Origin of the sequence: Photobacterium sp. GB-210, from assembly GCF_003026075.1 — a bacterium.
Taxonomy (GTDB): domain Bacteria; phylum Pseudomonadota; class Gammaproteobacteria; order Enterobacterales; family Vibrionaceae; genus Photobacterium.
Map to the genome: position 1 here is coordinate 129,979 of NZ_PYNU01000006.1, position 26,596 is coordinate 156,574.

Below are 26,596 nucleotides of genomic sequence, written 5' to 3' on the forward strand. Positions count from 1 at the left end.
CAGGTTAACAAGGCGAAGGGAAATAAAGGGGAATATTTACGAAGAAAAATATAAAGAAAACATAAACTTTGTTTATATTTAAAGCTAAAAATACAGTATTCGTAAATAAAAAAAAGAGCGTAAGAAATATTCTTACGCTCTTTTTCAATATCTATTTTTAATGATTATCCAGTTTTAGTAATCAATCTAAATATTTTCGATATTTTTTCCTGATGTTTCAAATCTATATTTATATGTTACCCATGCACCAAATAGTGATGTAGCAACAAGACAAAGTAATAAATTAAACACCCCTATTTCATGCATTAAGATAGGGAATAAGAACGCAGCTAAAATCGCACCCAACTTTGCAATCGATGCAGCAAAACCAGCGCCTTTAGCACGAATTTTAACCGGAAATACTTCGCCTGAAATTAAATAAGTCTGCGCATTAGGGCCAAGATTATTCATAAAATTGAACAACATAAAGCCTAAAAACAGCAGGTATATTTGATAATCATTACTTAGCTTTATCGACACAGCAGCTAAAGCCAAACCGACCGCACAGCCAATAAAGCCATAAATTTGCAACTTCATACGACCAATCGATTCAGAATAAATAATTGCGCAGATCACCCCAATAATAAGCAAGGAGTCAATCAATGCCGTACCTTTCGCTGAATATACAATGCTTGCTATCGTACTATGAAGCACATCTCCCGTAACAACGACATGTGGGTCAAGCACCGACGCTAAAATAACAGGAGTAAAAATACCAATACCATATGTGCCTAAATCTTGGATAAACCAAGGAGCAGAAGCCAAAATCGTTTTTGCACGGTACTTTTGCTTAAATAATTTCTTGTAACCGCCTAACCATGAATGGTGCTCTTCACCTTCAGGGCATGGCACAACCGTCAATGTCATATCAGATTGAGGATCACGATTTAATAATTGTTTCAGTGATTTTTCAGCCTCTTTCTCACGTTTTTTCGACAGTAGCCAGTGTGCACTTTCAGGAATAAAGAAACGTGCAACCGTTATTGCCAATGACGGAACCAATGCCAATATGTACATTAAGCGCCATGCATTAATATCTTCAGCATAAGTCAGTACGATAATGCCTGTGAGGATCCCTACCAAAACACCAATCGACTGAAAAGCAAAAGCACCAAGTACCAACTTACCGCGATTTTTAGTCGGAATACTTTCCGAGATCATTAAATGCGCGGTCGGGTAATCACACCCTAATGCTAATCCGATACCAAAGTTAAACAGTAAGATAGTAAAGTAAGATTGGCTACATGCCATACCGACTAAACAAACAGAAAGTAATGCCATCTCAATGATAAACATTTTCTTTCGTCCGTAGAGATCAGATAACCCCCCTAACGCACTTGCACCAATTAATATGCCGAACAGTATTGAAGAGCTCAGGGTACCTTTTTGAAATTCTGTTAAATGAAATTGCAGCGTGATCAAGGGCAAAGTTAGCCCCATCATAAACACGATCATTCCTTCGAAAAACTTTCCAAATGTCGCCAATAACCAAATTCGCCACTGTACCTTTGTCATTGACAGGCAAAAGCGGTTTGACCCTTTTCCCCATATTGATGTGTCATCAATATAGTTTTGAATAGTTTTTTGACATTGAATATCTAGATTTTGATTCATGTTAAAAATCAGCAATGCTTATAGTCTTACGACCAATATAAGTATTAAAGGTGCGCGTATATAAACACAGACGAGAGTAAAAATATAAGATATATTTTTCTCTTGACTTAATGGATGAAATCACAATATAAAAATGAATATATCGATATATTTCAGTTAAATAAGAAAAATGACCAGTATTGATATAGTAATCATACAGTTAAAGTTATTAAGATTATTAATAACACTAAGTCCACACTGTTTTTTATTTTAAAGTTGCCGTTATGTATCAAATATAAAATCTAACTTTTAAATTATGACACTCTATCTGTTATTAAATAGCGTTACATCAGCCAAAAAATAGACACCTCTGTTTAATGAGAATAAATATCAAAAACAAAGCCCACATTAAAAATGTGGGCTAATATTCAAAAAACCATCAAAAAACCATCAAAAAACCATCAAAAAAATGTTACATAAAATGACTAACTAGAAAGATACTTATCAATATCAACTTCATCAATTTGCTTAGAAGGTAAAAACTTTTCAGCATATTGCATATAAACGCCACTTGATAAAAACAATTTAAATAGATCCATATCAATATGCTCATCTAATGCCATTTTGTGCAAAATATCTATCGCAACACTTAACGGTTTTGCCTTCTTATATGGGCGATCTGCCGCTGTTAGTGCTTCAAAAATATCAGATATCACTAAAATACGTTCAGGAGTACTGAGATCTTTTGCAGATAGCTTACGAGGGTATCCTGTGCCTTTCATTGTTTCATGGTGGGTTGAGGCGTAACGCGGTACACGCGCGAGATCATCAGGGAACGGTAGACTTTCTAACATCTTAATTGTACTGATCATATGTTCATTGATCTTAAAGCGATCTTCTGCTGTTAACGTACCACGTTTAATCGTTAGGTTATAAATCTCGCCCAGGTTGTATTGAAGCTCAGGTACCTGCATTTTTATTCCAAACGCTGGATCAAAATTTAGCTCATTAATACGCTTGATACAGTGTTCTCGCTTATCGACCAACAAATGTTCTTCAACAGGTAACGTTTCCGATTTTGCTGATACACTCAATTCTTCTAATGGCGATAAACCCAAGTGATCATCAAAGTGGCGTAACCATGTTTTATTGGCGATTTCATGTATACGAGCAATATGCTCATCACTCATAAACTCCCCTCCAACATTGGCGTTAGCCACAAATTTATAGTCATCCTGTAACTGTGTTTGCGTCTGTTTTAATGTCGCCAATGCTATTTCTTGTTCATGCGGATTATCAATAATATGTTGTAAATACTTAAGTTCCGCATCACGCCATAACACTTCAAAACGCATTCTAATTTCATGAATACGATTATAGTTTGCTTCTAATTTCGTTCCTTTATCAACAATATGCTCAGGCGTTGTGATCTTACCGCAGTCATGTAGCCACGCTGCAATTTTAAACTCTCGACGTTCTGCTGCATTTTTAAAACGGAAATCGGCGAATTGACCTTGGTTTGATTTTTCCACTTCACGGGCAAACATCAACGCAATTTCAGGCACGCGATTACAGTGCCCTGCGGTATAAGGGGATTTATCATCGATTGCTTGAGCAATTAACTGAATAAACGATTCGACAAATTCATCTTGACGTTTTTCATGCTCTTGAAGAGATTCAGCGGTAGTGTAAATTGACATCGAAAGATCATGAAATTCTTTGATTCGAGTCGGGATCACAGCGACATCACTATAATGTCGCAGCTTCACTTTTTTATTTTCTTTACGAAGCAGTAAAATTGGCTTAACTATGGGTTTTGCGCAAAATCCTGCTAGCGGAAGTAACACTAGTAATAATAGTGCTGATGTATAAATAGATGTACGAATTCTTTCTTCACTGGCAGCATAAACCGATGCTTTAGGTACCATCGAAGCAAAAAATATTTGATCATGTCCACCACGTCTTACATCGCGTACATAATAAAAATAGTCATCGTCATTACTATTCTTTTCTATCAGTTGGTTCTGGTAAGACTCATCAGCCGCAAAGTCGATTAATTCTACATAAGGTACGACACCCGTGCGATTCACTTCCACATCAGAATTTAACCATCTCTGCTGTAAATAATGTTGCTGCTGAGGCGTCAATGATTCAATCGCGCGATTAATAATATCTAAAAGTGGCTTTTTTTCAGGAGCCAGAACCAATGATAACGGAAAGCTGTTTTCAATATTTAATGTATGATAAGTCAGATCATTAATCATAAATTGTTCAGAAACATAGCTAAGTACAGCTTCTAAATCAATGAAAGCATCAACCTCTCCCTTTTTTACTGCTCTTAAAGCTTGATCAACATGTGAGTACGTCACAATATCAATTAAAGGGTATTTTTCTTTGATCACTGAGATAATTGGCCAGTTGCTTAATAATGCTAAGCGTTTGCCATTTAGATCTTGTAACTTTTCGTAATGCTTACTATCTGAAACCGCTATGGCAAAGGGAGATTTAAATAAAGGTTTACTAAAAATACCTAATCCCTGATTACTTGGAATATCAGGTACAGACGTAAGAATATCTAACCCTCCACTGGAATATGCCTGTTGTAATCCTAGTGATCCCGCACCGTTAAAAAAATCAAACTCAAGTCCTGTAGATTGACCCACCATATAAAGTAAATCAGGGATCAATCCGGCAGGACGCCCCGATATAGTAAAATCTATTGGTGCCCAGTTTTCTTTATTTGATACGCGCAATATAGGGGTATTTTTAATTAATTTTTGCTCTTCTGGCGTTAGTACTAAAGGTTTAGATTTGGGTAATGGCTGTTGTCTAAAAGAAGGCTCACTACTTGCTACTAACTCTCCTGATGGTAAATAAAGGAAATTATGACTAACATCGCTAACACTATTTTCTTGTAATAATTTATTAAAATGCGACAGTGTAAAATCGATACCAACAACAACCTTGCCTTTATCAGTAGGCACTTCTGTTGAGTAAGTTATGCCTGTAACCTCTTCAGGTAAAAATAAATAAGGCTCAGTACGGAAAACTGAACCACGTGTCGCATTTATATACCAAGAGCGTAATGTTGGTGAAAAAACATTTTTACGTTTTATTTTTTTTCGTAAATTAAAATTGGCATCATAAAAAGAATCATATTGTGTCATACCATTTGAATCAGCACTTCGTTCTATAATCAGCCAGCGATCTTGCTTTAATGCATTATTTTTGCGTCTTACTTCAGACATAGAATCTAAATTAATAATGATATAGGCATAGTTTTTATCCGTTCCAATAAAGGCACTATAAAAACTTGGGTTGTCTTTTAAAACATTAGTGAAAATACGACGAATAACATCTTTAGATGGCGAATCAAGAATAGTGCCTAAGTGTGAGAGGTACTTTACCGTTGCTATGGCATCATCACTAACATCTGTTACAGCATCAGAGACAGACTCGGCTAACATTTGATACTTAACCTTTGCCTGATCTCGCGCCATTTGCTTACTATGGTAATATTGTAAACCAATCGCGATCGATGAAGTAATAAGTGCAACTAGTATAAAAAGAAAAATAACAATTGATTTAATGCTTATTGTTCTATTTTTGAAAAACGTCCATCCCTGCATACCTACACTATCCCATACGTTTTCTTGCGGTTACATAAATCATACAAACAACTAAATATATCAATAACAATTATTCGGCATATTTAAGAAGAAGATAACAAATATATGTAAAAATCGTTAGGAATGGCAAAAAATAGTAAAGATATTTGTAAAAATAAGAAGTACAAGAGATAGGACAGCTAAAAGCAAAAATACTTAATACGAATAATGTGAAAATTCTGCTTAAGTAAAGACTTAAGCAAAAAAGAGGTATATTTAACGTTTCTCAAATTACGAACAACGGCATCTTATCTTCAATAATGATTTCGACTCAGCTGTTTTCACAATCTCAATTTTATTATCTTTTATATCAGCCCATTGAGATAGTAGTCTCGATAGCTCATCTTTCATCATTTGAACATTGTACGGAATGCGATTAGTACGCAGTTCACCAAGTAAGCGTTGCTTAGCGATAGATGCGGTACCTAATACAGGCTTATCAATTTGTTGCTTTTTCCATAAATTAAACATAACCAGTATCCCTATACACCTAGTGCTTTTCTTCGATTATAGTTGAAATTTAAATTTAGTTACATTTTTTCGATAATTTCAAGATCTATATCAAATAAGTTCAAATAACGATCTTTATTAACCGAATACCTAAACTATATCGGCCGATCATCAAAAACTTTAACAAATAAAAAAGCCGTAAATAATAGTTACGGCTTATATATATTTATGGCCTTAAACGCTTATTACGCTATCGCGGGCTCATCAAACGCTGTCAGTGGCAATACTGGTCCAGTGTATTTTTCAATCTTCACAACAGAAGAGTTACCTGCACAGCCGTTGGCTAAGCGTGAAGTCGGAATATCTCCCGTCAATACGTTGCAGCCACCATTTTTACAAATCCCAGTTATAGGATCTAAATCAGGCCATGCCCCTTCATGAATACAGACTGAGCCTTGCTTAATGCCATCTGTAATGTAAGCGCCTACTAGTACTTGACCACGGTGATTGTAAGCACGCACTAAGTCTCCCTGCTTTATCCCTCGCTGTTTTGCATCTTCAGGATGAATTGAGATCGGTTCACGATCAGCAATCGCGTATTCTTTACGAAGTTCTGCATAATTTAATTGGCTATGAAGACGGTGCGCCGCATGAGAGGTCATTAACTGTAATTCGCCATCTTTCGCATTACCTACCCACTCCGTTGGCGCAAGCCATGTTGGATGAGGGGGACAATCGGGATAGTTATAACCTTCAATGGTTTTCGAGAAGATCTCAATTTTACCACTTGGTGTACCGAGTGGATTCATAATGGGATTTTCACGGAAAGCTTGATAACGAACAAACTTGGCGTTTTGCGCGTTGTATTTCATTTCCAGCAGTTGGTTTTGTTTCCAGAAATACGTGAAATTTGGCATTGCAACACGGTTTTGACGACCAATTGCTTGTGCTTCTTTGTAGAAGCCATTTAGCCATTCCATCTCTGTTTTATTTTCGCTATACACACCGCGACCGCCCACTTTTAAACGCTCAGCCATATCAGCAAACACATCAAAATCATTGCGTGATTCAAATTGTGGCTCAACCACTTGTTTCATTGGCACGAGATGTTGATTGCTGTAATCCCCCGTCATGGTTAAATCATTACGCTCAAACGAGGTGGTGATAGGCAAAACAATATCGGCATGTTTTGCTGCAGCCGTCCAATACGGTTCTGAAATAACAATTAATTCAGGCTTCTGCCACGCATCAATTAAACGGTTAGTATCTTGGTGGTGAGTAAAGTTGGCACCACCAGCCCACCAGATCATTTTGATCTCAGGGAACACTTTTTCATGACCATTATGCTGATAAGTTTGTCCCGGATTTTCTAACGCTTCCACAATACGTGCAACAGGGAAACTGTTAATAGCCCCTGATACTGCCCAGTCGTTCCCCGCAGAAGAGGCACCATCAATGGCTGCAGATATAGCAGGTAATACACCAGCATCACGCGTTGGGTTACCACCATTAGAATAGTGGTAAGAGAAACCAAATCCCCCACCCGGTAAACCAATTTGCCCCAACATTGCCGCTAACGTCACCAACATCCAATGACGTTGTTCACCGTATTGCTGACGCTGAATCCCCCACCCAGCCATTAGCATAGTGCGATTTTTACTAAAGATATCGGCCAAAATCGTTAACTGTTTTGCTGGTACACCACAAATATCAGATGCCCATTGCGGTGTTTTAGCAACACCATCTGACTTACCTAAGAGGTAATCTTCAAACTTGTCATATCCTGCGGTGTATTTATCTAAGAAAGCTTTATCGTACTGACCGCTATCAACCAATGCATAAGCGATACCTAACATCATAGCCACATCAGTACTTGGGTGCGGTGCAATCCACTCAGCGCGATCACCGAAGAACTCAATGGTTTCAGAGCGCATCGGATCGATAGCAATAATGGTCTTGTTTGATTTTTTCAGTTGATGGAAAAACTCAAGCCCCGCACCATCAGTCGCACTCCACGCGATCTTTAAGGTATTAAGCGGATTCAAACCCCATAACACCACCACATCACTGGTTTCTAACACCACAGGATAAGTCGTTTGCTGCTCATACACTTCAATCGAGCCCACCACGTGCGGCATGATCACCTGTGCAGCACCTGTTGAGTAATCCCCCATATGGCCTGAGTAACCGCCAGCCATACTCATATAACGTTGCAATAGCGTTTGGGCTTTATGTAATACACCACTTGAACGCCAACCGTAAGCCCCAGCAAAGACGGATTCAGGGCCATAAGTTTGGCGAATTCGCATATGTTGGGCGTGAATCAAATCTAATGCTTGATCCCAGCTCACACGTACAAACTCATCACTGCCACGTTTACCTTGTGGCGCCGTTGGATTGTCTAAATAGCCTTTACGTACCATTGGGTATTTCACACGAGCTTTGGTGTGAACGTAATCTTTCGCTGTGGTTTGTAAGCTGTTTTCAACTGTTGCTGGCAATGCGCCTTTCGATGACACAATCTTGCCATCTTGCACTTCAATTAGCATTGCGCCCCAGTGAGCTGCCGATAACACCGCTTTTCCTTGTGGTTCGGTGGTCGTTGCACAAACAGGCATCGCTTTAGCAATCGTCAATGCCCCAATCGAAGCAGTCGCGCCTTTTAAAAAATGGCGGCGTGATAATGACATCATGGTAATTTCCTTATTCATGCTTAGTGACCTACCACATCTTTGGCGTTGTACTGGAAGAACTTCGTTAATATTTCAAGATCTTCTGCTGAAATAGACGTGCGATCGCCCATGCCTTTCGCTATTGAAGGCCATGCGTTTACGGTAAAGTGGTTTGCAGGGATCTTAGCGTGACAGGTTGAACAGAACACGTTATCGAGCTGCTCTGCGTAATCCCAAAGCGGTTGTTGGCTATCAAGCACTGGCGCTTCAATCGTCGCCACAAGCGATACTGGACGCCATTGATTACCATAATCATCGGTTTTAAATTCACCCGTTTTTAATGCTGATTCACCGTCTTTGGTTAAGGTCGCAATAATGGCACGTTGACCTTCGCCCATGTACAGCACTTGCTCGGCACCTTGCATTTGGTAGCCCGAGAGCTCAACTTGGCGCTTACCATTTTCATCTTTAAGGTTTTTCAGCGGTGTCGCTGGGTTAATAGAACCTAAATCCCCCATCGCAATGGTTTGTACTGGATACACCACTTTTGCATCTGCTGGGGTTGTCTGCGCTTCATCTAACAGGTGATCAAGCGCGGTTGAATCCATTTTGGCTTCAGGTGGAAGGTGTGCAACGCCTTTGTGACAATCGATACAGGTTTGATCATTTTCCGCCGCATACAAGTGCATTTTCTGTGCATCTTCCGACTGATCATAAGTTTCCATTGCATCTTCATCATGACAGCTACGGCAAGTCGCAGAATCATTACCGCGCATCTGTTCCCATACCGTTTCCGCCATGGCTGCACGGTGCTGCTCATACTTCTCGTCAGTATCAATCTTACCGGTCACAAACTCATGATAAACATCTTTGGTCGCGCGGATCTTAGTCCATAAATATTCCATTGGTTCTTGTGGAATATGGCAATCAGAACACTCAGCTCGGATGCCTTTCGCGTTACTGAAGTGCACAGAGCCTAAATACTCTTTGTATGGGGTTTCCATTGAATGACAAGAAAGGCAGAACTCAGTGCTAGATGTTTTATCAAGGATGACTTGTGTTCCCCCTAGCGTCAGCCAGCCAATACCGATGCTAGATGCCACAATTACGGCAAGGGTTGTTTTATTTAGTTTCATGATACTCGCATATCCATATAAGCAATAGACACTCAAAGACCGAATGCGAGCGAGAAATTACGCTATTGTGAGATTTTTAAATTTGATTAAGACCACATTTTATTAAAGGTTATGAAGGGAATATTTCAAAATCACCATTAATTTCACATTTTTACATATTTTACAATTGACTGGCTGTCTATAAAAAACTTAATCTGATTAAAATAAAACCAACAGCGACAACCTTGCTGTTGGTTTTCACTATTTTATTGGATCACACCACAGGCAACACGTGCACCGCCGCCACCTAATGCTTTTGGCGTATCAGAGTAATTATCGCTACCCGCATGGATCATAATTGCGTGACCTTTTAGTTCTTTCAACGTTAAACGTGGCGCTAAAACAGGGTTAGTTGCTAAACCATTTGCACTCACAAACAGTGCTGGCAGATCACCTTTATGATTATCATCAGTCCATGGAAAACCGTGTTTATTCGTGTGCTCCGGATCGTAATGCCCACCTGCTGCACCACCTAAAATAACTTTGCCGTCTTTTTCTGATGAAGCACAGCTACCATTTTGATGAATATGGAAACCATGCATTCCTGGTGTTAAATCTGCCAGTTCAGGTGTAAATACTACCCCATATTTATTTTGGCTTAGTTCAATCGTACCAACAGGTTTACCTGTTTGTAGATCAGTCATTTTAACCGTGAGATCTTGTGCTAACACTTGGTGAGATACCCCCAAAGCGAGAGCGGTGAAGAGTAAAGTTTTTGTCTTATTCATCATTTTGTCCCTCTTGTTTTTTATTTCCTAAAAACATCAAACATACCTATAACAAAAAGTTATAAATTATATTTACAATTCTAGTTATAGACTACGCTTGAAAAATTCCATAAGGAGATTAAATGCAGTGTACGTACTTTTTACTCTTACGATTACATCAACACGGCTATCTTAAACAACCGATTCGTTGGCAGATTACGGACACAGATATTGTTCATACCGCGCGTAACTCTCCTAACGTCATTGAAGATAAGAAGCGTTTTTTCCTCGTTCGCTCAGCTAGCTCAAATACCAGTCCTCACTCACAAATGCTTAAACTGAGATACTCCAGCTTGGCGAATACTAATTATTCACTAATTGATAAACCACTTTTTCTAATTTTTCAGCTGATATTTGTTCTGCCGGTATCGGTGTAGAAGCAACAACTTCAAGCTCAGAGCGAAAACGTTTTATCGCGCGCATAATCGTAAATCGTCCGCTACGACTAAAGATAGAACCCCATACCCCTTTTAATCCCATCGGAATAACAGGGACAGGATTACGTTTTACTATATGTTCAATACCACGTTTAAACTCATTTATTTCACCTGTACGTGTAATTTTCCCCTCGGGAAAGATACAAATAATTTCGCCAGATGAAAGCTCTTTATCAATTTGATCAAAAGCTTGTTGATAAATTTCAGTTGATACTTTTGGTGAACAAATAGGGATCGTTTTCGCCCATTTAAAGAAATACTTCATCACAGGTAAATTCGCGATATTTTTATCCATGACAAAACGAACAGGTCGACGACTGGCTGCACCCACTAAGATTGCATCAACAAAGCTAACATGATTACACACTAAAACAGCAGGTCCCGTTTCAGGAATATTATCAAGCCCCGTTGATTTCACTCGATAGAGAACGCGGGAAATAATCCACACGATAAAGCGTATTAAAAATTCTTGAACTTGACTAAATACGTAAATAGATACAATCACATTAAGTAACGCGATAGAAAGAAACAGCTCGAGAACTGATAAATGAACGACTGTTAACATCACAATTGAGAATAACGCACTGCCAACCATAAACAATGCATTAAGAACATTATTACCAGCAATCACTTGAGCACGGTGTTCTTTTTCGCTTCGTTGCTGAATTAACGCATTTAACGGCACAACAAAGATACTTCCTGAAGCACTAAGTAACATTAAATCAAGCAGTAAACGATAATTGTTAAGCGTAAAATCAACCACAGTCATTGAATTTGAGGTGATGATAGTTTGGCTTGAAAAATACAGATCAAAGCCAAACACACTCATGCCTAAAGCCCCAAGCGGGAGAATACCTAATTCAATTTTATCGCCAGATAACTTCTCACAAACAATCGCTCCTAGCGCAATGCCAACTGAAAAAATAGTCAGTAGCATTGTGACATATTGAGGATCATCACTAATAAATGTTTTCGCAAAGTGTGGAAGTTGAGTTAAATAGGTCGCTCCCACAAACCAGAACCAACTAATGGCTAAAATTGATAAAAAGACGGTGCGGTTTTGTTTAGTAATACGGATTGTTTTTACAACCTGTTTAATAGGGTTCCAATTAATCGCTAATTCAGCGTTATTCGGCAATGCTTTTGGAATAAAAAGACTACTGACAAAGCCAAGAAGAGATAGTACAACAACGCAAACAGAGGCTGTAAATGCGCGGTCTTCAGTATGAAAAATAAAGCCAGCACATAAGGTCCCACCAAGGATCGCAAGAAATGTCCCCATCTCAACTAATGCATTACCAGCAAGTAACTCTTTTTGTTTTAAGTGTTGCGGCATCAATGCAAACTTTACCGGTCCGAAAAAAGCAGACTGGGCTCCCATCAAAAATAATAGCCCCAAGAGCAAAGGGATCGATTGCATTTGTATCGCCCATGCACCTAATGCCATTACGCCTACTTCGATCAATTTTAGCGTCTGAATTAACCGTGATTTTTCATATTTATCCGCTAACTGCCCACCTAACGGTGAAAAAATAAAGAAAGGAAAAATAAACAAACCAGCGGCAAGATTCACCAGCATGGCACTTTCAGCTTGGTTGTACAGTGATGAAAATACAATCACGAGTAATAGAAAATTTTTGAATAGATTATCATTGAAAGCACCCAGTGCCTGCGTAATAAAGTACGGCAGGAAGGATTGCTTTTTTAATAAAGATAATTGACTCATACACACCTCGTGTCATTGCATAATTTTATTTTTATTTACCATACAACACAATCGAACACTGTGCAATTGATTGTTTAAAATATGAATAGAGGATCTTATTACATAGATTAATTTTAGTTGCTTTGAATTTAGTCTCACTTCTAAAAGTATATAAAGTTATAATATAAAAATAACATTTTATATATGAAATGTTATATTTTATGTTTTTAATATATTACTCACATTTGTCATATATGGCCGAGTTTTTTATGTGATATGACTTACACCCTAACCAATAAGCAAAAAATATAATTTAAAAAACATTAATAATATCGGGGAATAATCCATAAAATTAATAACAGGATATTGCAATGATAGTTAATACTTTTCCCCTACCCAATGATATAAATACTCCATTACACCAAAAAGCAAACATGACAAAAGAGGAATGGAAGGAAGCAATAAAATTCGATAATGTAGATATTGGATGGATTGTAATGAGTATTGGAATGGCAATTGGCGCAGGAATTGTATTTCTTCCAGTACAAGTAGGCGTCATGGGGCTGTGGGTATTTTTACTATCATCTGTGATTGGTTACCCTGCAATGTATTTATTTCAAAAGTTATTTATTAATACACTAGCTGAATCAAAAGAATGTACAGATTACCCAGGTGTTATTTCTGGATATTTAGGAAAAAACTGGGGAATATGTCTTGGTGCGCTTTATTTCCTTATGCTTGTTATTTGGGTATTAGTTTATGCATTATCAGTGACTAATGACAGTGCTTCATATTTACACTCTTTTGGAATAACAGAACATCATTTAAATCATAATATATTTTATGGTTTAGGGCTTATTTGCTTGTTATGTTTCATTGGTTCAAAAAGTGAAAAAATTCTTTTTAAAATATCTGGTGTAATGGCGGTTACAGTCATTAGTTTAGTTGCAATAATGGGGATATTAATGATCCCTGAATGGGACTTTGCTAATGTGCCTAAAATTGGAAATTGGCAACCATTAATCAAAAATGCCATCATTACACTGCCTTTTACATTAACCTCTATTCTATTTATCCAATCATTGAGCCCAATGGTTATCTCCTATCGTTCGCATGCAAAATCCATCGAAGTCGCGCGTTATAAGGCTTTGAGAGCAATGAAAGTTGCATTTACCGTACTCTTCGTTTCTGTTTTTTTCTTTGCTCTTTCGTTTACTTTTGCAATTAGCCAAGATGAAGCAATGCATGCAAAACAAGAAAACATCTCTGCGTTAGCCATGATCGCACACTTTTTCCCTGGTAGTTGGGCAACAGCTGTAGGTGTCATCATTAATATTTTTGCTGTTGTGACCTCTTTCTTTGGTGTTTTCCTCGCATTCAAAGAAGCGTGCAGTGGTATGGCAATGAATGTTCTGGAACGAAAATATAAGCGAGAAAATATAAACAAACAATTAGTAAGTAAATTAACGATCTTGTTTACTATTTTAATCGCATGGGGAGCCGTTGCGTTAAACTTACCGATTTTATCTTTTACTTCAATTTGTTCGCCTATCTTTGGTATTGTAGGGTGTCTAATTCCTGCTTATCTTGTATATAAAGTTCCTCACCTCCACAAGTACAAAGGATTATCAACAAACTTGATTATCATTACAGGTATTTTACTTTGTATTTCTCCACTCTTAGCATTTATTTAATGAAATAAAAATAGCTGTATTCAAGTAAACAATTATATTGAATACAGCTATCACTTTCACATAGTACGACAGGTAAACGTTATGTTGATGATAAACATTCCTTCTAAAACACTTACTGAAATAGAAGATATTTTTTGTCAATTGAAAATTCCCCTAAAAAAAGAATACTCAGAAGAAAAAGAGTTAGTGTGTAAGTTTCAAATCTTGATCAAGAAAGTAGGTGAAAATTATATACCTATAAATTTTGCTATAGATTTAATAGATGAAATTGAGCAACAATCTTTAAGGCATATTGATAACCAGCAACTATACATTGCGCTAACAAAAATATATCACTTATTATCCACAACCATTGACGAAGAATTACTTAGCCATAAGTTTCGTAATGATAACTCTTATAAAATATTAAGTACTTATAAAGATATTTCTCTTATTGCTATTGGATTTCTTTCTGCATTGTATTTATATCAGAATGCATTCAATATTAAATCTATATATTCAGTGAACTTAACATCACTGATAGTACTGTTTCTATGGCTTTTCATATTAAAGACTACAATGTGTTTTTTAGATCAAGATCAAAAAATAATTAGACAGCATCACCTACACCTTAATCATATAGAAAAGTTTAAAGTTACCTAATAAAAATCATCAGAATAATTTTTTAAAACAAAAGATTATCTAATCTCATACTCTGCTTTTACAAGATTAGTGATGATCATTCCATTTTTAATAACGCATAGTAATAGATATAGCATTAATTATTCACGATCAATATTTATTCTCTTTAAGTATCAATAATATTCCTGTTTATCATCGGACAATGAGATTAAAATGGAATATATATTTACGATTGCAATTGTTGGGCTTGTTGCCTATTCAATGCTAAAAAAGTTTAACCCTCAAGCAACATTAATCACCGCAGGTTTATTCCTTCTAGCTTATGCTTCCCTTTCAGGCATCAACCCTGTTCTTCCTGACGGCCAAACACAAGGTGCTCTATTCTTCGACTTATGGCAAAAATTTACTGAAATAACCAACACTCGACTAGGAAAAGTCGGTTTAACACTCGTTTCTATCGCGGGTGTTTCAACTTACTTAAACCATATTGGCGCATCTCAAGCCCTAGTAAAAGCAACATCTCGTCCGGTGATGGCTGTAAAAAACCCATATATCTTATTGATCCTTGTGTTGCTATTTGTCTCTATCATGTATGTCTTTATTACAGGTGCAACATCGCTATCTTTACTACTAATGGGCACTTTATATCCTGTATTACGAAACGCGGGTGTCAGTGCTAAAACAGCGGTTGCGACCATCGTTATTCCAACTGCATGGGAGTACGGCCCAGGACAAATTAATGCCGTCATTGGTGCCAACACCATTAATGTAGAAATTATGGATTTTGTTGTACACCACCAAACAATTTTCCAAGCGTTACTATTACTTATTATCCCTGTTGTAAATATTGTTTGGCAGCGATACTGTGATCGAAAGGATGGCTATAACCCCGCAGATGATCGCGGTAAATACCTCGAGAAACTAGAACAAGAACACGATAATACCGATGTGGTACCGGGCTTTTACGCATTACTACCCGTATTACCTTTCGTATTTTTATTCGGCTTTTCAAGTATGGTGATGGAATCAATAACGATGACGATTCCAATCGCAATGATGTCGACAATTACAATTTGTGTTCTCATTGAAGCGATTTGTTTCCGTTCGGTTCAACGTGCTTTCAATAACTTTGAAGCTTGGTTGAAAGGAACAGGTATGATCTTTGCGAGCGTGCTAACGTTAATGATCGCAGCTGAATATTTCTCTGCAGGTTTAACCAACATTGGCGCAATTAGCGCCCTAATTAGCAATGCTAAGTCTTTTGATCTTGGTCCTGCAGGTATTGTGATTGTCTTCTCTGGTTTTATTTTATTAACCGCTTTTATAACGGGTTCAGGCAACGCACCAGTAATGGCATTTATTCCAATCGTTCCGCAAATTGCGACAAACTTTGGTGTAAACCCTCTATTACCATTACTTCCAATTTTATTTGCAGCTGGTATCGGTCGAACCATGTCACCTGTGGCTGGCGTTATTATTACCGTTGCAGGTATGTCTGACTTAACACCTATCGATGTCGTTAAACGGACATCTGTGCCTATGTTAAGCAGTATGGTTGTCGTACTCGTGATGGCTGTTATCCAATATTCATAAATAAAAAAACACCCAGCATAAATTATGCTGGGTGTTTTTTTATTCTTTTTCAAAGTGACGAAACAATCAATCAACTAAACCTAACTTCCGCACACTCTTTCGCTCAACTAAAGTTGGCTCTAGCTCAATCACTTGCGGGAAACTATCAGGGGCATCTAAACGTTTAAGTAACGCCTCAACAGCAGCTTGGCCTAAACGATATTTAGGCTGGTGAATGGTTGTAAGGGACGGAGAGATAAACTTCGCAATATGAATATCGTCGTAACCAATAATAGAAAGTTGTTCAGGGATCTGAATACCAAGCTCATTCGCAGCATTAATCACCCCCATTGCCATCATGTCATTGGCAACAACTAAAGCGCTGGGTAATGTTCCTTTTTCATGCAATTGAATAAAAGCGTTATAACCACCTTCACATTCAAAATCCGCTTCCACTACCCATGATGGATTAACAATAAAGCCAGCTTCATCCATCGCCTCTAAATAGCCGTTATAACGCATTTTAGCTTGGTTTCGCTCCAGCGGACCTGTGATACAACCAATATCGCTGTGCCCAGCATCAATCAAATGTTTCGCTGCCATATAACCACCACGCAGCGAGTTATCCTGAATCTTATCGCTAGTGAACCGCATCGGTCCCCAATCCATAACCACGACAGGAATATCAGCATAGTGCTCAAAAATATCGAAACGCTCACCCTCTAGCGACGCACAAACTAAAATTAATCCATCAACACGCTTTTGCAGCAAAGTATTGATTGATTCGTGCATACGTTGGTGATCCCCTTCCGTATTACACAAAATCAAACTGTAGCCTTTATGGTAACAATGACGCTCAACCCCTTTAACCACTTCGCCAAAGAAAGGGTTGGTAGAGGTTGTCACTAACATACCAATGGTTTTAGTACGGTTAACTTTGAAACTACGTGCCAAGGCTGAAGGTGCATAGTAATTGAGCTCTTTCGCCGCTTTATTTACCCGCTCTGCAATTTCATCACTGACAAAGCGGGTTTTATTAATAACATGGCTCACTGTCGAGGTAGAGACCCCTGCCAGTTTCGCGACATCTTTCATCGTTGCCAAGTTATTTCTCCTTAATTAGGCGTGTTGCGCTAAAAACAAATCCACTTCTTCACGAGTAGGGATAGACGTTTGCGCACCAAAGCGAGTGACAGAGATCGCAGCGGCAGCATGAGCAAACTTAATAGCTGATTCTAAAGCCAAATCTTCTAATAAACCAGTCACTAACGCGCCATTAAAGGTATCGCCAGCCGCCGTCGTATCTGTTGCTTCAACACGGAACCCTGAGATAATATCGCCTGAACCGTTTTGGCTTAACCATACCCCTTTCGCACCTAAAGTGATCATTACGGTTTTTATGCCTTTACCATGCAGAATATCCGCCGCCTGCTGTGCTGATTGGTTATCCGTTACTGTTACGCCAGTTAACACTTCAGCTTCGGTTTCATTGGGCGTTATCACATCAACACACGCTAACAACTCATCTGATAATTCGCGAGCAGGCGCTGGATTTAAAATCACTGTCGTATTGGCTGATTTCGCTACTTTTGCTGCTTTTTCGATACCACACATCGGTGTTTCTAATTGCATCAGTAAATATTCAGCCTGACGAATCGTGTCTAAATCAGATTCAATCGCTTGCTCTGTTAACTTGTTATTCGCTTCAGCCGAGAGACAAATACTATTTTCACCGCAGTCAGAAACTTGGATCATCGCAATACCGGTCGGTGTGCCCACTTCTGTTTTCACACCACGCACATCTATTCCATCTTTGATGAAATTATCGTGCATCAACATGCCAAACGCATCATCACCTACGCACGCAATAAACCCAATGTCAGCATTTAAACGCGCAGCGGCAACCGCTTGGTTAGCCCCTTTACCACCAGGAATAACTTGGTAGTTACGACCATGCAACGTTTCCCCTGGGCGAGGAAATGAAGGTACTTGAAGAACATGATCAGCATTGACGCTGCCTAATACTACTAACTTACTCATTCTTTAATCCTTAGTTCTGTTAACCCTTTAACGTCAAAGGAGTAATGGGTTTAAGATCTATCAAAAACTTAAACCTATTAGGGCTTTGTCATTTATTGTGCAACATTGTTAGCTTTATGAAAGAGCAACCCAAACAAGAGAATGGGTTACTCTGTATCGTGATGAAGAAATAACAATAAAAGGGGTTAGATCTTATTCTGTAACGACTTTAAGTGGCACAGGGATGTTCTTTTCAACCTTTTCACCTTTCAGTACTTTATCAGCCGTTTCCACACCAAGCGCACCAATTAAATCAGGTTGTTGTGCAATCGTCGCCGCTAATTTACCGCGCTTAACAGCAGCAATACCATCTTCAGTTCCATCAAAGCCCACAATTAGGACATTTTTACCTGATGCTTGAACCGCACGAAGTGCCCCCAGTGCCATCTCATCATTTTGTGCAAATACAGCTTGTACATTCGAGTTTGCAGCCAGCAAGTTTTCCATTACGTTCAAACCTTTAGTGCGATCAAAGTCTGCAGGCTGGCTTGCTAAAAGATCCATGTCGTTGTCTTTTACCGCTTTCATGAAACCTTCACCACGCTCACGCGCGGCAGATGTTCCTGCAATACCTTCAAGCTGAATAACTTTTGCTTTCTCCCCCACTTTTTCCATAATGAAACGGCCTGCCATTTCACCACCCGCAACGTTATCAGAAGCAATATGACTAACAACATCACCACGGCGTGCACCGCGATCAAGGGTCAATACCGGAATATTGGCGCGATTTGCAATACGAATAGCATTTGATACCGCATCAGAATCTGTCGGATTAATCAGAATCGCTTTCACTCCACGTACTGTTAAATCTTCGATATTCGACAGCTCCTTACTTGGATCGTTTTGTGAATCCAATACAATCAAATTATATCCAAGCGCTTTTGCTTTCGCTTCCGCACCATCTTTCATTGATACAAAAAACGGGTTATTCAACGTTGATACGACAATAGCCATAGTCTCTTGCGCTTGTGCCGCGAAAGACACCGTAGAAGAAATAAGTGCAGCTGAAATAAGCGTTGCGATTTTTTTCATTGTTCTAGTCCTTTTGTAGGGGCGAGCCAGTTCACGTCATCTGGCTCGTTTGTTTTCTGTAATAATTCGTAGCGTATTATTTGTTTTTGTTATCCACTAACACCGCCAGCAAGATAACAACAGCTTTAGCAATCATTTGATAATAAGAAGAAACATCCAGTAGGTTCAGTGCGTTATTCAAGAAGCCAATAATAAGAGCACCAATTAACGTACCCATGATACGTCCCTTGCCTCCCATCAAACTCGTACCACCTAATACAACAGCTGCAATGGCATCTAATTCATAACCCATACCTGCCGTAGGCTGCGCAGAAGATAAGCGAGAAGTCACGATAATGCCTGCAAGTGCTGCTAACATACCGCAAATGGCATACACACCAATTTTCACACGATCAACATTGATACCAGAAAGACGAGCCGCAGACTCATTGCCCCCAAGAGCGTAAATATAGCGACCAAAACGAGTGTGATTTAAAAGGTACCAAACACCAGCAAAGACAATAACCATCAGCCATACAGGAACAGGAATACCTAACGCATAACCTGTACCGAACCATGCAAACACGTCTGCAGTATCAGTAAAGCCTGTAGAGATAGGACGACCATCGGTATACACCATGGTGACACCACGCAGTAATGTCATTGTCACTAAGGTTGCGATAAAGGCTTGAACCTTACCTTTAGCAATGATTACCCCGCTGATCCCCCCCAATAACGCGCCAGCAAGCAAAGCCGTTGGCACCGCAATTAAGACAGGAACTTCTAAAGCAATCATACTGGCAGCCAATGCGCCACATAGCGCAAGCACTGAACCGACACTTAGATCGATACCTGCGGTTAAAATAACCAAGGTCATACCGACAGCAATAATCGCGTTAACAGAGGTTTGACGAAGAATATTGAGGATATTGTCGACGGTAAAAAAGTTAGGGTTTAAAAAGGACACAACAACAATCAAGAAAAGTAATGCAATTAATGATTTTTGTTCAATTAACCACTCTTTGCTAAACCACTTTTGGCGATTTTGTTCAGTGGGTTTATTCATCGTATTCGTGCTCATGCTGCTTCCTCATTCATATTTTTGCCAACGGCACACGCGAGTAATTTTTCTTGATCCGTCTCTTTAGCATCGAATTCGCCAGTAATTCGTCCTTCATGCATAACAAGGATGCGATCACTCATACCGAGCACTTCAGGCATCTCAGAAGAGACTAAAATGATACTCATACCTTCACTTTTAAATTTGTTGATGAGTTGATAGATTTCTTTCTTAGCACCAACATCAACACCACGTGTTGGCTCATCAAGAATAAGAACTTTTGGCTGGGTCATTAGCCCTTTTGCGATAGCAACTTTCTGCTGGTTACCACCGGATAAGTTACCGATAATTTGGTTGTGTGTTGGCGTCTTGATATTGAAAATTTTAATAAAATCATCAACGGCAATCACTTCTTCTTTATGCTGAATTTGCACACCTTTTGTGAGTTTATCCAAAGCACAAAGAGACATATTTTCTTTTACAGATAAGCCCAGAACAAGGCCATCGCCTTTTCGATCTTCAGAGATATAGGCAATACCGTTATTTAAACCGTCTTGTGGTGTAACAGGCTTTATAACTTGGTTATTCAGCTTAATAACACCAGCTTCAATAGGTAGCGCGCCGTAAATCAATTTCATCAATTCAGTACGCCCCGCGCCCATTAACCCTGAGATACCAAGAATTTCACCGCGCTTTAGAGAAAAACTAACATCATGAACACCAGAGCCTGTGAGTCCCGATACTTCAAGGCAAGTTTCGCCATGTTTTACGGCAATACGTGGGTACTGCTCTTCCAACTTACGACCCACCATCATCTCGATCAGCCCATCTTCATTGGTTTCTTTAACTTGGCATTCACCAATGAACTTCCCATCACGCAATACCGTGATATCGTCACAGATTTCAAAAATTTCTTTTAAACGGTGAGAGATGTAAACAATGCCGCAACCTTGCTCACGAAGTTCATTAATGACGGTGAATAACGATTCTGTTTCTTTGTCAGTCAGCGCGTCTGTTGGCTCATCCATAATGATGACTTTAGACTCAAACGAAAGGGCTTTGGCAATCTCAACCATTTGTTGTTCGCCAAGGCTTAAGTCACCCAATAAGGTTTTTGAGGAGTGTTTCACGTTAAGGCGTTTTAACAGCTTATCAGCCTCATCATACATTTTTCCCCATTGAATTCGTCCCATCATGCCTGTGAATTCACGCCCAAGATAAATGTTTTCGGCAATGGTTAATTCAGGGATCAAGTTTAACTCTTGGTGAATAATACTAATGCCTGCTTCTTGTGAATCACGTGGGCCGTTAAATGCAGCAGGTTGACCTTGATAATGAATACTTCCTGCATCCATTTGGTAAATCCCAGTAAGCACCTTCATTAAGGTTGATTTGCCCGCTCCGTTCTCGCCCATAAGAGCCATTACACGACCCGCATACACAGAAAGGCTGGCTCTATCTAACGCTTTCACACCGGGAAACGCTTTCTCGATATCATTCAATTGTAGAATGGCCTGAGTCATAATTTATCCTCAACGTCGCTCTTGACTAAAACACCACACCGGATTGAAAAATCACATTGGCATACGGAGTACATTCGCCCGTTCTTACTATCGCTCGGCTTTGTTCCGTACGCTGTTTAAACTGCTCGTGGGTAACGTATTGAATATGAATTTTTTTATCCGTTTTCGCTTGCTCTAGTTCAAGTTCAACCAGCAAGGCTTGGTGATGTTCAGGGCTCACTTGGGCAAACTCTTCTGCCATGATCACCCCTTCAATTTGCATTTCAGAGAGCATCACACGCACCGTCTCTAAAAAGCTCGGTACACCATGCGTTAATGCTAAATCAATACGTTGAACGTGATCTGGAATAGGCAAGCCCGCATCACAAAGAGTGATTTCATCGGTATGTCCTAGTGTGGCAACGAGGTAAGACAATTCTGAATTAATGAGGGTACTTTTTTTCATGTTATCGACCATTCGGTTATACGTTTTCTTACTAAAAGCATCTGCTAATCGGTTAAAATTACCGCTTTAGAAAACACCATCGAAACGTTTCGATAGCATGATAATCCGACTAATTTTTTTGACTATCCCTGGTTCGATAAGATGTGAGAATGATCGGTCTTGATCATCAATATAAAGACAAAAAAGAATACTAGGTCACACTTTAGCCATCGAAACGTTTCGATAAAAATAAAAAAACGGGTAACTCACTTATTCCCCCTCTTTTCTATTAACTAAAACGCAACTAAAGCATCGATATCTAAATCTTGCTTTTATCGAGCCTTTGGCCAAAGTAAACTCTCAGGTGACAATGTGTAATAAGAAACCTTAGGTTAATAATCAACCATTAAAACGATAATGCATTGTTTATCAATACTATCGGTTATAGTCGGCGTTAATCTCTTACAAAATCCAAACGAATAACATTCAATTGTTAACATGTATTACTTATTACAAGAGCGTATAAAATGGCTTATTTAGCCCCTTTCAGTTGTTCTATTTTTCTAATTACCTAGGTTTGACTTTCCATATTTAGCTTATTAACCTGTTACCTGAAGCATATACTTATTACAACAATTCGCTTTTAACTTAAGATTTGCATAATAGAGCGTGTCAACTCATCAGGTTACGCAATAATGACCCAAGACAATAGCAAGACAGAGCAAAAAAACGCACAACTTCAACGTAAAGAAAGAAATGTAAAAACAAAATTAATGGATTGGTTTTCCTACAACATGAATGCTAATGGTGTTTCAAAAACAGCGTTGGCAACCTACTGTGATGTATCAAGACAAGCCGTCCATAAATGGGTCACCACAGGTATCGTCTCTAAAGAAAACTTAATTATTTGTTCTCGTTTTTTTAAAACCGTACCACCATTAGATTTGATCGCAGATAAAGAAAACCATGCACCGGTTAACCCTTTATCATACGCATGGTCTTCTAACGCGCGTAAAGCCGTAGAAATCATAAAAAGATTAGATGATGAAAAGACAAACCCTATTCAAATAAAATTGATCACAGGAATGGTCGAAGCGGTTGATGCATTATCTTACGTTGAAAATGCGAACCTGAAAGATGAGCAAAATTTCGAGTGGGAGTGTAATAATAAAACACGATCCATGTTAGCCCGTATTGATGAGCAATTTTATAATGCCGATCTCACTGGCGTTACCACAGAATATATCGGCAATATATTAATCGGCTACATGGAATTAATTGGGGACACAAAACTCGATATTCGCCCTTATAGCTTTATCGCCTTGCCAGATCTCAATGACGGCAATGCAGAAATGTGCATAAAACTATTAAAGAATCTTCTTGAATACCCAACCCGATCTCGATTAGTCATCGCTATTCATTTACCAGAAGAAAATCAACAAGCAGCGCGATTTAACCAGATTGCCGCCAATACCTCTTTTCTTATTATGCCGCCGTCATCCGTCCCTTCAATTGTTGCGGAAAAAATAGCAAAAATGACAAAAGATTAGTGTGAGCATACCGTTATGGGACATCAAATGTCCCTTTACGTTATCTTTTTTAATCACTTCATTTCAAAAGTTAGCCGCGCGTTGTTCTTTCTGTCCAAGATCAGCAAAGCGGATACAATCTATCAATGAAATATCGCGACGAGAAGAAAAAATAAAACCTAGTTGACTCACCAGTTCATCATTCCCTTGTTCACGTGCCATCCCCATTAAAGCGCAAACCTTGTCCGAGGTTTGGTGGTGAGCCATCTCTAATAACGTCGGTGGTGGTACTGATAACGTAAGCATCGGTGGCGCTGCATTTTTAGGATAAGCTTTGTTATCGGCAGAGCACCCCGTAGCTAACAGTAATATTATTGATATCGCTAAAAAACCGTTTTTCACGACACCGACTCCTGCTGATAAAGTGTAATCGGTGCACTAAATAAATAAGGCATCACTACATTATCTATAAGCGCATCACAGTGAGCTTTATCAATAACAAACGTTGAGTTTTTCTCTGCGGCAGCATAAAACTTTTCGACCTTGTTATAACCAATTCGTTTTGCTGTTTCATCAAGGACATCGACAGCAAAATTAAACAAACCAATCACTTCATTTTCAGGATATTCGATAATTTTATCAGCACACTGTGCAGCATTAACAACGCTATGCATCGTCACAATAGGACGAGAAAATGCTAACGAATCAGCATGAGTGATAGGTGAAACCAATAGTGCAGCAATGAGCAGTTTTCTCATACACACCTCTTTAAAATTAACTCAACATAATATTTAAATGACGTAATAAGCCCCTTCCTTGGAGCCTGTCAAATTTAGAAAATTAGAAAGGTAATTATTTACAGTTTGCAGTGAAGCCATTTTCAATACGATCTTTCGCCGTTTCTTTACCACTTTCAATAATCGCTTTACGCTGCTCTGCAAACGTTGTTGTATCTGACATATTCGAGATCTTTTGCGCCATAGTATCTACTGCACGCATGTTCCCATCAGCAGCAAAATGTGCACCCAAAACAAGTAAAGCCGCATTTTGAACAATCGGGTTTTTATCATCAGCTGCCGCACTTTTTAAATACGTTAAGCTAGAAAGATCACAATGATTTAATTGCTCATTAGCTTGTACAAATTTATCACCTAATACCATGCCAGCCGCTTGTTCTTTAATAGCGTTACAACCAGTTAATAAAATTGTCGATGAGATAAGGCTGGTGATAATTAATTTTTTCATTATATTTTCTCTCTTTCATGTAATAAAAGCGATCCCTGCAGATATAACAGTCCATAAATAAGTTAAATAGATACGCATGACATTATTTCTAATATCAAAAATTAATAATGTTTTTAAAAATAAAAAGAATAATAAATATTTAATATATTAACTTTCTATTTAACAGAAATATATTTAGGCATAATCACAAAGGCCTAATGTTTGAAAAGGCATTACGTGATGATTCAGACTTTCATGTCGGCTTTGTACCGCTTCCATCTGTCGCCCTTCTTTCTTAAAAACAATAGTTGTTGAGACCATATTTCCCATTGCGGTTTGCTCTAAAAGCGTAATGTTATTAAACCCATAAACCTTTTGCGCTAACGATTGATGCGAATCATCCACCACTATCACTTGTTCTTTATCAACGTCAAACTTATAAGATTGAAAAAATGGCTTTCTAAAATCACCATTTTTATTCTTCGCACCATCAAACACACACTGAATACTATAATTAGGGCTATCTGCTCGACTTGCACCAATACCAATAAAAGCAGGAATAAAAAGTAAAACCTTGGCTAATTTAAGTAGTTTAAATATAGACTTATACCGTTTTAGAAACGGTTTTTTAGTGCCATACACTTTGGGTAAAACAACCACAGATGAACACAGCACACATAACCTTGGATCTTTACATGTATGCCCATAAACATTGGTTCGTTTAACTCTTGTTCCACACTTAGCCATAATGCTTACCCAATGCCAAAAAGAACAACATCACATTCGTTTTACCATCAATAGCTCGCTTTAATCTCACTATTATTCTGTAACTTTTCATATTAACGCTCGTCTTATAAAAATAGATTTATCGCTAATCCGTAGCGTGATGTTTTCATCCCCAATAAAAAATCAAACCACAATGGTTTACTAAAATAACCTTGATCATTTTATCGCGCCTAATTGCGCTTGGATCTAAACACTGTAAATCAAAAACCGCAATAGTCGCAACAAATGGTAATGGGTAAACCTATAGTTTACAACCGTAAATGTGGAATTTAGCCCCTATATCTCTTACAAAAAAGAGGGTTTATAAGGAATTACAGTAAGTTATAACTATTCTCATTTACGACTGATTGCTTATTATTTAAACAACAATAATGCTTTGTAGGATTATTATTCTCTTAAACTGCTCGTTGAAAATGATTTTTAGAAAGATTTTCTCTTTGTCACAGGAACAAAATTACTGAGAGATATCGTCAATAGATGCAATCGTATAGAGTTACGTGGTGATGTTCAAAAAGTGGCAGTACAAAGTAAACATTGCTGAACGGAAAATAGAAGGGCGATAAACGC

21 protein-coding genes are annotated in these 26,596 nt (G+C 38.5%); 4 read left to right on the forward strand and 17 right to left on the reverse strand.

The window, feature by feature from the left end; genetic code table 11:
• Positions 1 to 186: 186 nt before the first annotated feature.
• The 7 genes from C9J38_RS10765 to C9J38_RS10795 all read right to left on the reverse strand — a co-directional run bounded on the left by C9J38_RS10765 (position 187) and on the right by C9J38_RS10795 (position 12,527).
• The gene (locus tag C9J38_RS10765) at positions 187 to 1,554 is read right to left on the reverse strand and encodes an MFS transporter (protein ID WP_233217717.1); all 1,368 of its coding nucleotides are present in this window, start codon (positions 1,552 to 1,554) and stop codon (positions 187 to 189) included.
• A 563-nt stretch (positions 1,555 to 2,117) separates the two neighbouring features.
• Entirely contained in the window at positions 2,118 to 5,099 is a 2,982-nt protein-coding gene (locus C9J38_RS10770; protein WP_233217716.1) for an HD domain-containing phosphohydrolase, read from the reverse strand.
• 432 nt (positions 5,100 to 5,531) lie between these two features.
• Complete coding sequence (locus tag C9J38_RS10775) at positions 5,532 to 5,771, reverse strand: hypothetical protein (protein WP_107207082.1); 240 nt, start codon at positions 5,769 to 5,771, stop codon at positions 5,532 to 5,534.
• Positions 5,772 to 5,995: 224 nt separating this feature from the next.
• Complete coding sequence (locus C9J38_RS10780; protein ID WP_107207083.1) at positions 5,996 to 8,443, reverse strand: molybdopterin guanine dinucleotide-containing S/N-oxide reductase; 2,448 nt, start codon at positions 8,441 to 8,443, stop codon at positions 5,996 to 5,998.
• 20 nt (positions 8,444 to 8,463) lie between these two features.
• Entirely contained in the window at positions 8,464 to 9,558 is a 1,095-nt protein-coding gene (locus C9J38_RS10785; protein WP_107207084.1) for a NapC/NirT family cytochrome c, read from the reverse strand.
• A 245-nt stretch (positions 9,559 to 9,803) separates the two neighbouring features.
• Positions 9,804 to 10,325 (reverse strand): superoxide dismutase family protein, encoded by a 522-nt coding sequence (gene sodC / locus C9J38_RS10790; RefSeq protein WP_107207118.1) that lies wholly within the window; start codon positions 10,323 to 10,325, stop codon positions 9,804 to 9,806.
• A gap of 342 nt (positions 10,326 to 10,667) precedes the next feature.
• Positions 10,668 to 12,527, reverse strand: coding sequence for an MFS transporter (locus C9J38_RS10795; RefSeq protein WP_107207085.1), 1,860 nt, complete (start codon positions 12,525 to 12,527; stop codon positions 10,668 to 10,670).
• Positions 12,528 to 12,877: 350 nt separating this feature from the next.
• Between C9J38_RS10795 and C9J38_RS10800 the strand changes: the two genes are divergently transcribed.
• The 3 genes from C9J38_RS10800 (at position 12,878) to dcuC (ending at position 16,414) form a co-directional block, all read left to right on the forward strand.
• Positions 12,878 to 14,200, forward strand: a complete 1,323-nt coding sequence (locus tag C9J38_RS10800) for an amino acid permease (protein ID WP_158259276.1) — start codon at positions 12,878 to 12,880, stop codon at positions 14,198 to 14,200.
• A gap of 81 nt (positions 14,201 to 14,281) precedes the next feature.
• Positions 14,282 to 14,842, forward strand: coding sequence for a hypothetical protein (locus C9J38_RS10805; RefSeq protein ID WP_107207086.1), 561 nt, complete (start codon positions 14,282 to 14,284; stop codon positions 14,840 to 14,842).
• A gap of 192 nt (positions 14,843 to 15,034) precedes the next feature.
• Entirely contained in the window at positions 15,035 to 16,414 is a 1,380-nt protein-coding gene (gene dcuC, locus C9J38_RS10810) for a C4-dicarboxylate transporter DcuC (protein ID WP_107207087.1), read from the forward strand.
• Between the two features lie 66 nt (positions 16,415 to 16,480).
• Here the strand turns inward: dcuC and C9J38_RS10815 are convergent, their stop codons facing one another.
• The 6 genes from C9J38_RS10815 to rbsD all read right to left on the reverse strand — a co-directional run bounded on the left by C9J38_RS10815 (position 16,481) and on the right by rbsD (position 22,511).
• Entirely contained in the window at positions 16,481 to 17,497 is a 1,017-nt protein-coding gene (locus C9J38_RS10815) for a substrate-binding domain-containing protein (RefSeq protein WP_107207088.1), read from the reverse strand.
• Between the two features lie 15 nt (positions 17,498 to 17,512).
• On the reverse strand, positions 17,513 to 18,433 hold the full coding sequence (rbsK, locus tag C9J38_RS10820; protein WP_107207089.1) for a ribokinase: 921 nt from the start codon (positions 18,431 to 18,433) through the stop codon (positions 17,513 to 17,515).
• 192 nt (positions 18,434 to 18,625) lie between these two features.
• Complete coding sequence (gene rbsB / locus C9J38_RS10825; RefSeq protein ID WP_107207090.1) at positions 18,626 to 19,504, reverse strand: ribose ABC transporter substrate-binding protein RbsB; 879 nt, start codon at positions 19,502 to 19,504, stop codon at positions 18,626 to 18,628.
• A gap of 76 nt (positions 19,505 to 19,580) precedes the next feature.
• On the reverse strand, positions 19,581 to 20,564 hold the full coding sequence (gene rbsC, locus C9J38_RS10830; protein WP_107207091.1) for a ribose ABC transporter permease: 984 nt from the start codon (positions 20,562 to 20,564) through the stop codon (positions 19,581 to 19,583).
• Positions 20,561 to 22,066: a ribose ABC transporter ATP-binding protein RbsA gene (rbsA, locus tag C9J38_RS10835; protein WP_107207092.1), complete on the reverse strand. Its 1,506-nt coding sequence runs from the start codon at positions 22,064 to 22,066 to the stop codon at positions 20,561 to 20,563. The genes rbsC and rbsA overlap by 4 nt, the downstream gene beginning before the upstream one ends.
• A 25-nt stretch (positions 22,067 to 22,091) precedes the next feature.
• Positions 22,092 to 22,511 (reverse strand): D-ribose pyranase, encoded by a 420-nt coding sequence (gene rbsD / locus C9J38_RS10840; RefSeq protein ID WP_107207120.1) that lies wholly within the window; start codon positions 22,509 to 22,511, stop codon positions 22,092 to 22,094.
• A 674-nt stretch (positions 22,512 to 23,185) separates the two neighbouring features.
• Between rbsD and C9J38_RS10845 the strand changes: the two genes are divergently transcribed.
• Entirely contained in the window at positions 23,186 to 24,040 is an 855-nt protein-coding gene (locus C9J38_RS10845; RefSeq protein ID WP_107207093.1) for a hypothetical protein, read from the forward strand.
• A gap of 63 nt (positions 24,041 to 24,103) precedes the next feature.
• Here C9J38_RS10845 and C9J38_RS10850 read toward each other — a convergent pair whose 3' ends face one another.
• The 4 genes from C9J38_RS10850 to C9J38_RS10865 all read right to left on the reverse strand — a co-directional run bounded on the left by C9J38_RS10850 (position 24,104) and on the right by C9J38_RS10865 (position 25,918).
• Positions 24,104 to 24,421, reverse strand: coding sequence for a hypothetical protein (locus tag C9J38_RS10850; protein ID WP_233217785.1), 318 nt, complete (start codon positions 24,419 to 24,421; stop codon positions 24,104 to 24,106).
• Entirely contained in the window at positions 24,418 to 24,777 is a 360-nt protein-coding gene (locus tag C9J38_RS10855) for a hypothetical protein (protein ID WP_107207094.1), read from the reverse strand. Before C9J38_RS10855 ends, C9J38_RS10850 begins: the two co-directional genes overlap by 4 nt.
• Positions 24,778 to 24,871: 94 nt before the next feature.
• Positions 24,872 to 25,264: a hypothetical protein gene (locus C9J38_RS10860; RefSeq protein WP_107207095.1), complete on the reverse strand. Its 393-nt coding sequence runs from the start codon at positions 25,262 to 25,264 to the stop codon at positions 24,872 to 24,874.
• A 174-nt stretch (positions 25,265 to 25,438) separates the two neighbouring features.
• Entirely contained in the window at positions 25,439 to 25,918 is a 480-nt protein-coding gene (locus C9J38_RS10865) for a hypothetical protein (RefSeq protein WP_107207096.1), read from the reverse strand.
• Positions 25,919 to 26,596 lie beyond the last annotated feature (678 nt).

What these genes read in the sequence shown, in the direction of transcription:
- C9J38_RS10765 (WP_233217717.1), bottom strand. Translation starts at nt 1,554, where the DNA reads ATGACAAAGGTACAGTGGCGAATTTGGTTATTGGCGACATTTGGAAAG.
- C9J38_RS10770 (WP_233217716.1), bottom strand. Translation starts at nt 5,099, where the DNA reads ATGTTAGCCGAGTCTGTCTCTGATGCTGTAACAGATGTTAGTGATGAT.
- C9J38_RS10775 (WP_107207082.1), bottom strand. Translation starts at nt 5,771, where the DNA reads ATGTTTAATTTATGGAAAAAGCAACAAATTGATAAGCCTGTATTAGGT.
- C9J38_RS10780 (WP_107207083.1), bottom strand. Translation starts at nt 8,443, where the DNA reads ATGATGTCATTATCACGCCGCCATTTTTTAAAAGGCGCGACTGCTTCG.
- C9J38_RS10785 (WP_107207084.1), bottom strand. Translation starts at nt 9,558, where the DNA reads ATGAAACTAAATAAAACAACCCTTGCCGTAATTGTGGCATCTAGCATC.
- sodC (WP_107207118.1), bottom strand. Translation starts at nt 10,325, where the DNA reads ATGAATAAGACAAAAACTTTACTCTTCACCGCTCTCGCTTTGGGGGTA.
- C9J38_RS10795 (WP_107207085.1), bottom strand. Translation starts at nt 12,527, where the DNA reads ATGAGTCAATTATCTTTATTAAAAAAGCAATCCTTCCTGCCGTACTTT.
- C9J38_RS10800 (WP_158259276.1), top strand. Translation starts at nt 12,878, where the DNA reads ATGATAGTTAATACTTTTCCCCTACCCAATGATATAAATACTCCATTA.
- C9J38_RS10805 (WP_107207086.1), top strand. Translation starts at nt 14,282, where the DNA reads ATGTTGATGATAAACATTCCTTCTAAAACACTTACTGAAATAGAAGAT.
- dcuC (WP_107207087.1), top strand. Translation starts at nt 15,035, where the DNA reads ATGGAATATATATTTACGATTGCAATTGTTGGGCTTGTTGCCTATTCA.
- rbsK (WP_107207089.1), bottom strand. Translation starts at nt 18,433, where the DNA reads ATGAGTAAGTTAGTAGTATTAGGCAGCGTCAATGCTGATCATGTTCTT.
- rbsB (WP_107207090.1), bottom strand. Translation starts at nt 19,504, where the DNA reads ATGAAAAAAATCGCAACGCTTATTTCAGCTGCACTTATTTCTTCTACG.
- rbsC (WP_107207091.1), bottom strand. Translation starts at nt 20,564, where the DNA reads ATGAGCACGAATACGATGAATAAACCCACTGAACAAAATCGCCAAAAG.
- rbsA (WP_107207092.1), bottom strand. Translation starts at nt 22,066, where the DNA reads ATGACTCAGGCCATTCTACAATTGAATGATATCGAGAAAGCGTTTCCC.
- rbsD (WP_107207120.1), bottom strand. Translation starts at nt 22,511, where the DNA reads ATGAAAAAAAGTACCCTCATTAATTCAGAATTGTCTTACCTCGTTGCC.
- C9J38_RS10845 (WP_107207093.1), top strand. Translation starts at nt 23,186, where the DNA reads ATGACCCAAGACAATAGCAAGACAGAGCAAAAAAACGCACAACTTCAA.
- C9J38_RS10855 (WP_107207094.1), bottom strand. Translation starts at nt 24,777, where the DNA reads ATGAGAAAACTGCTCATTGCTGCACTATTGGTTTCACCTATCACTCAT.
- C9J38_RS10860 (WP_107207095.1), bottom strand. Translation starts at nt 25,264, where the DNA reads ATGAAAAAATTAATTATCACCAGCCTTATCTCATCGACAATTTTATTA.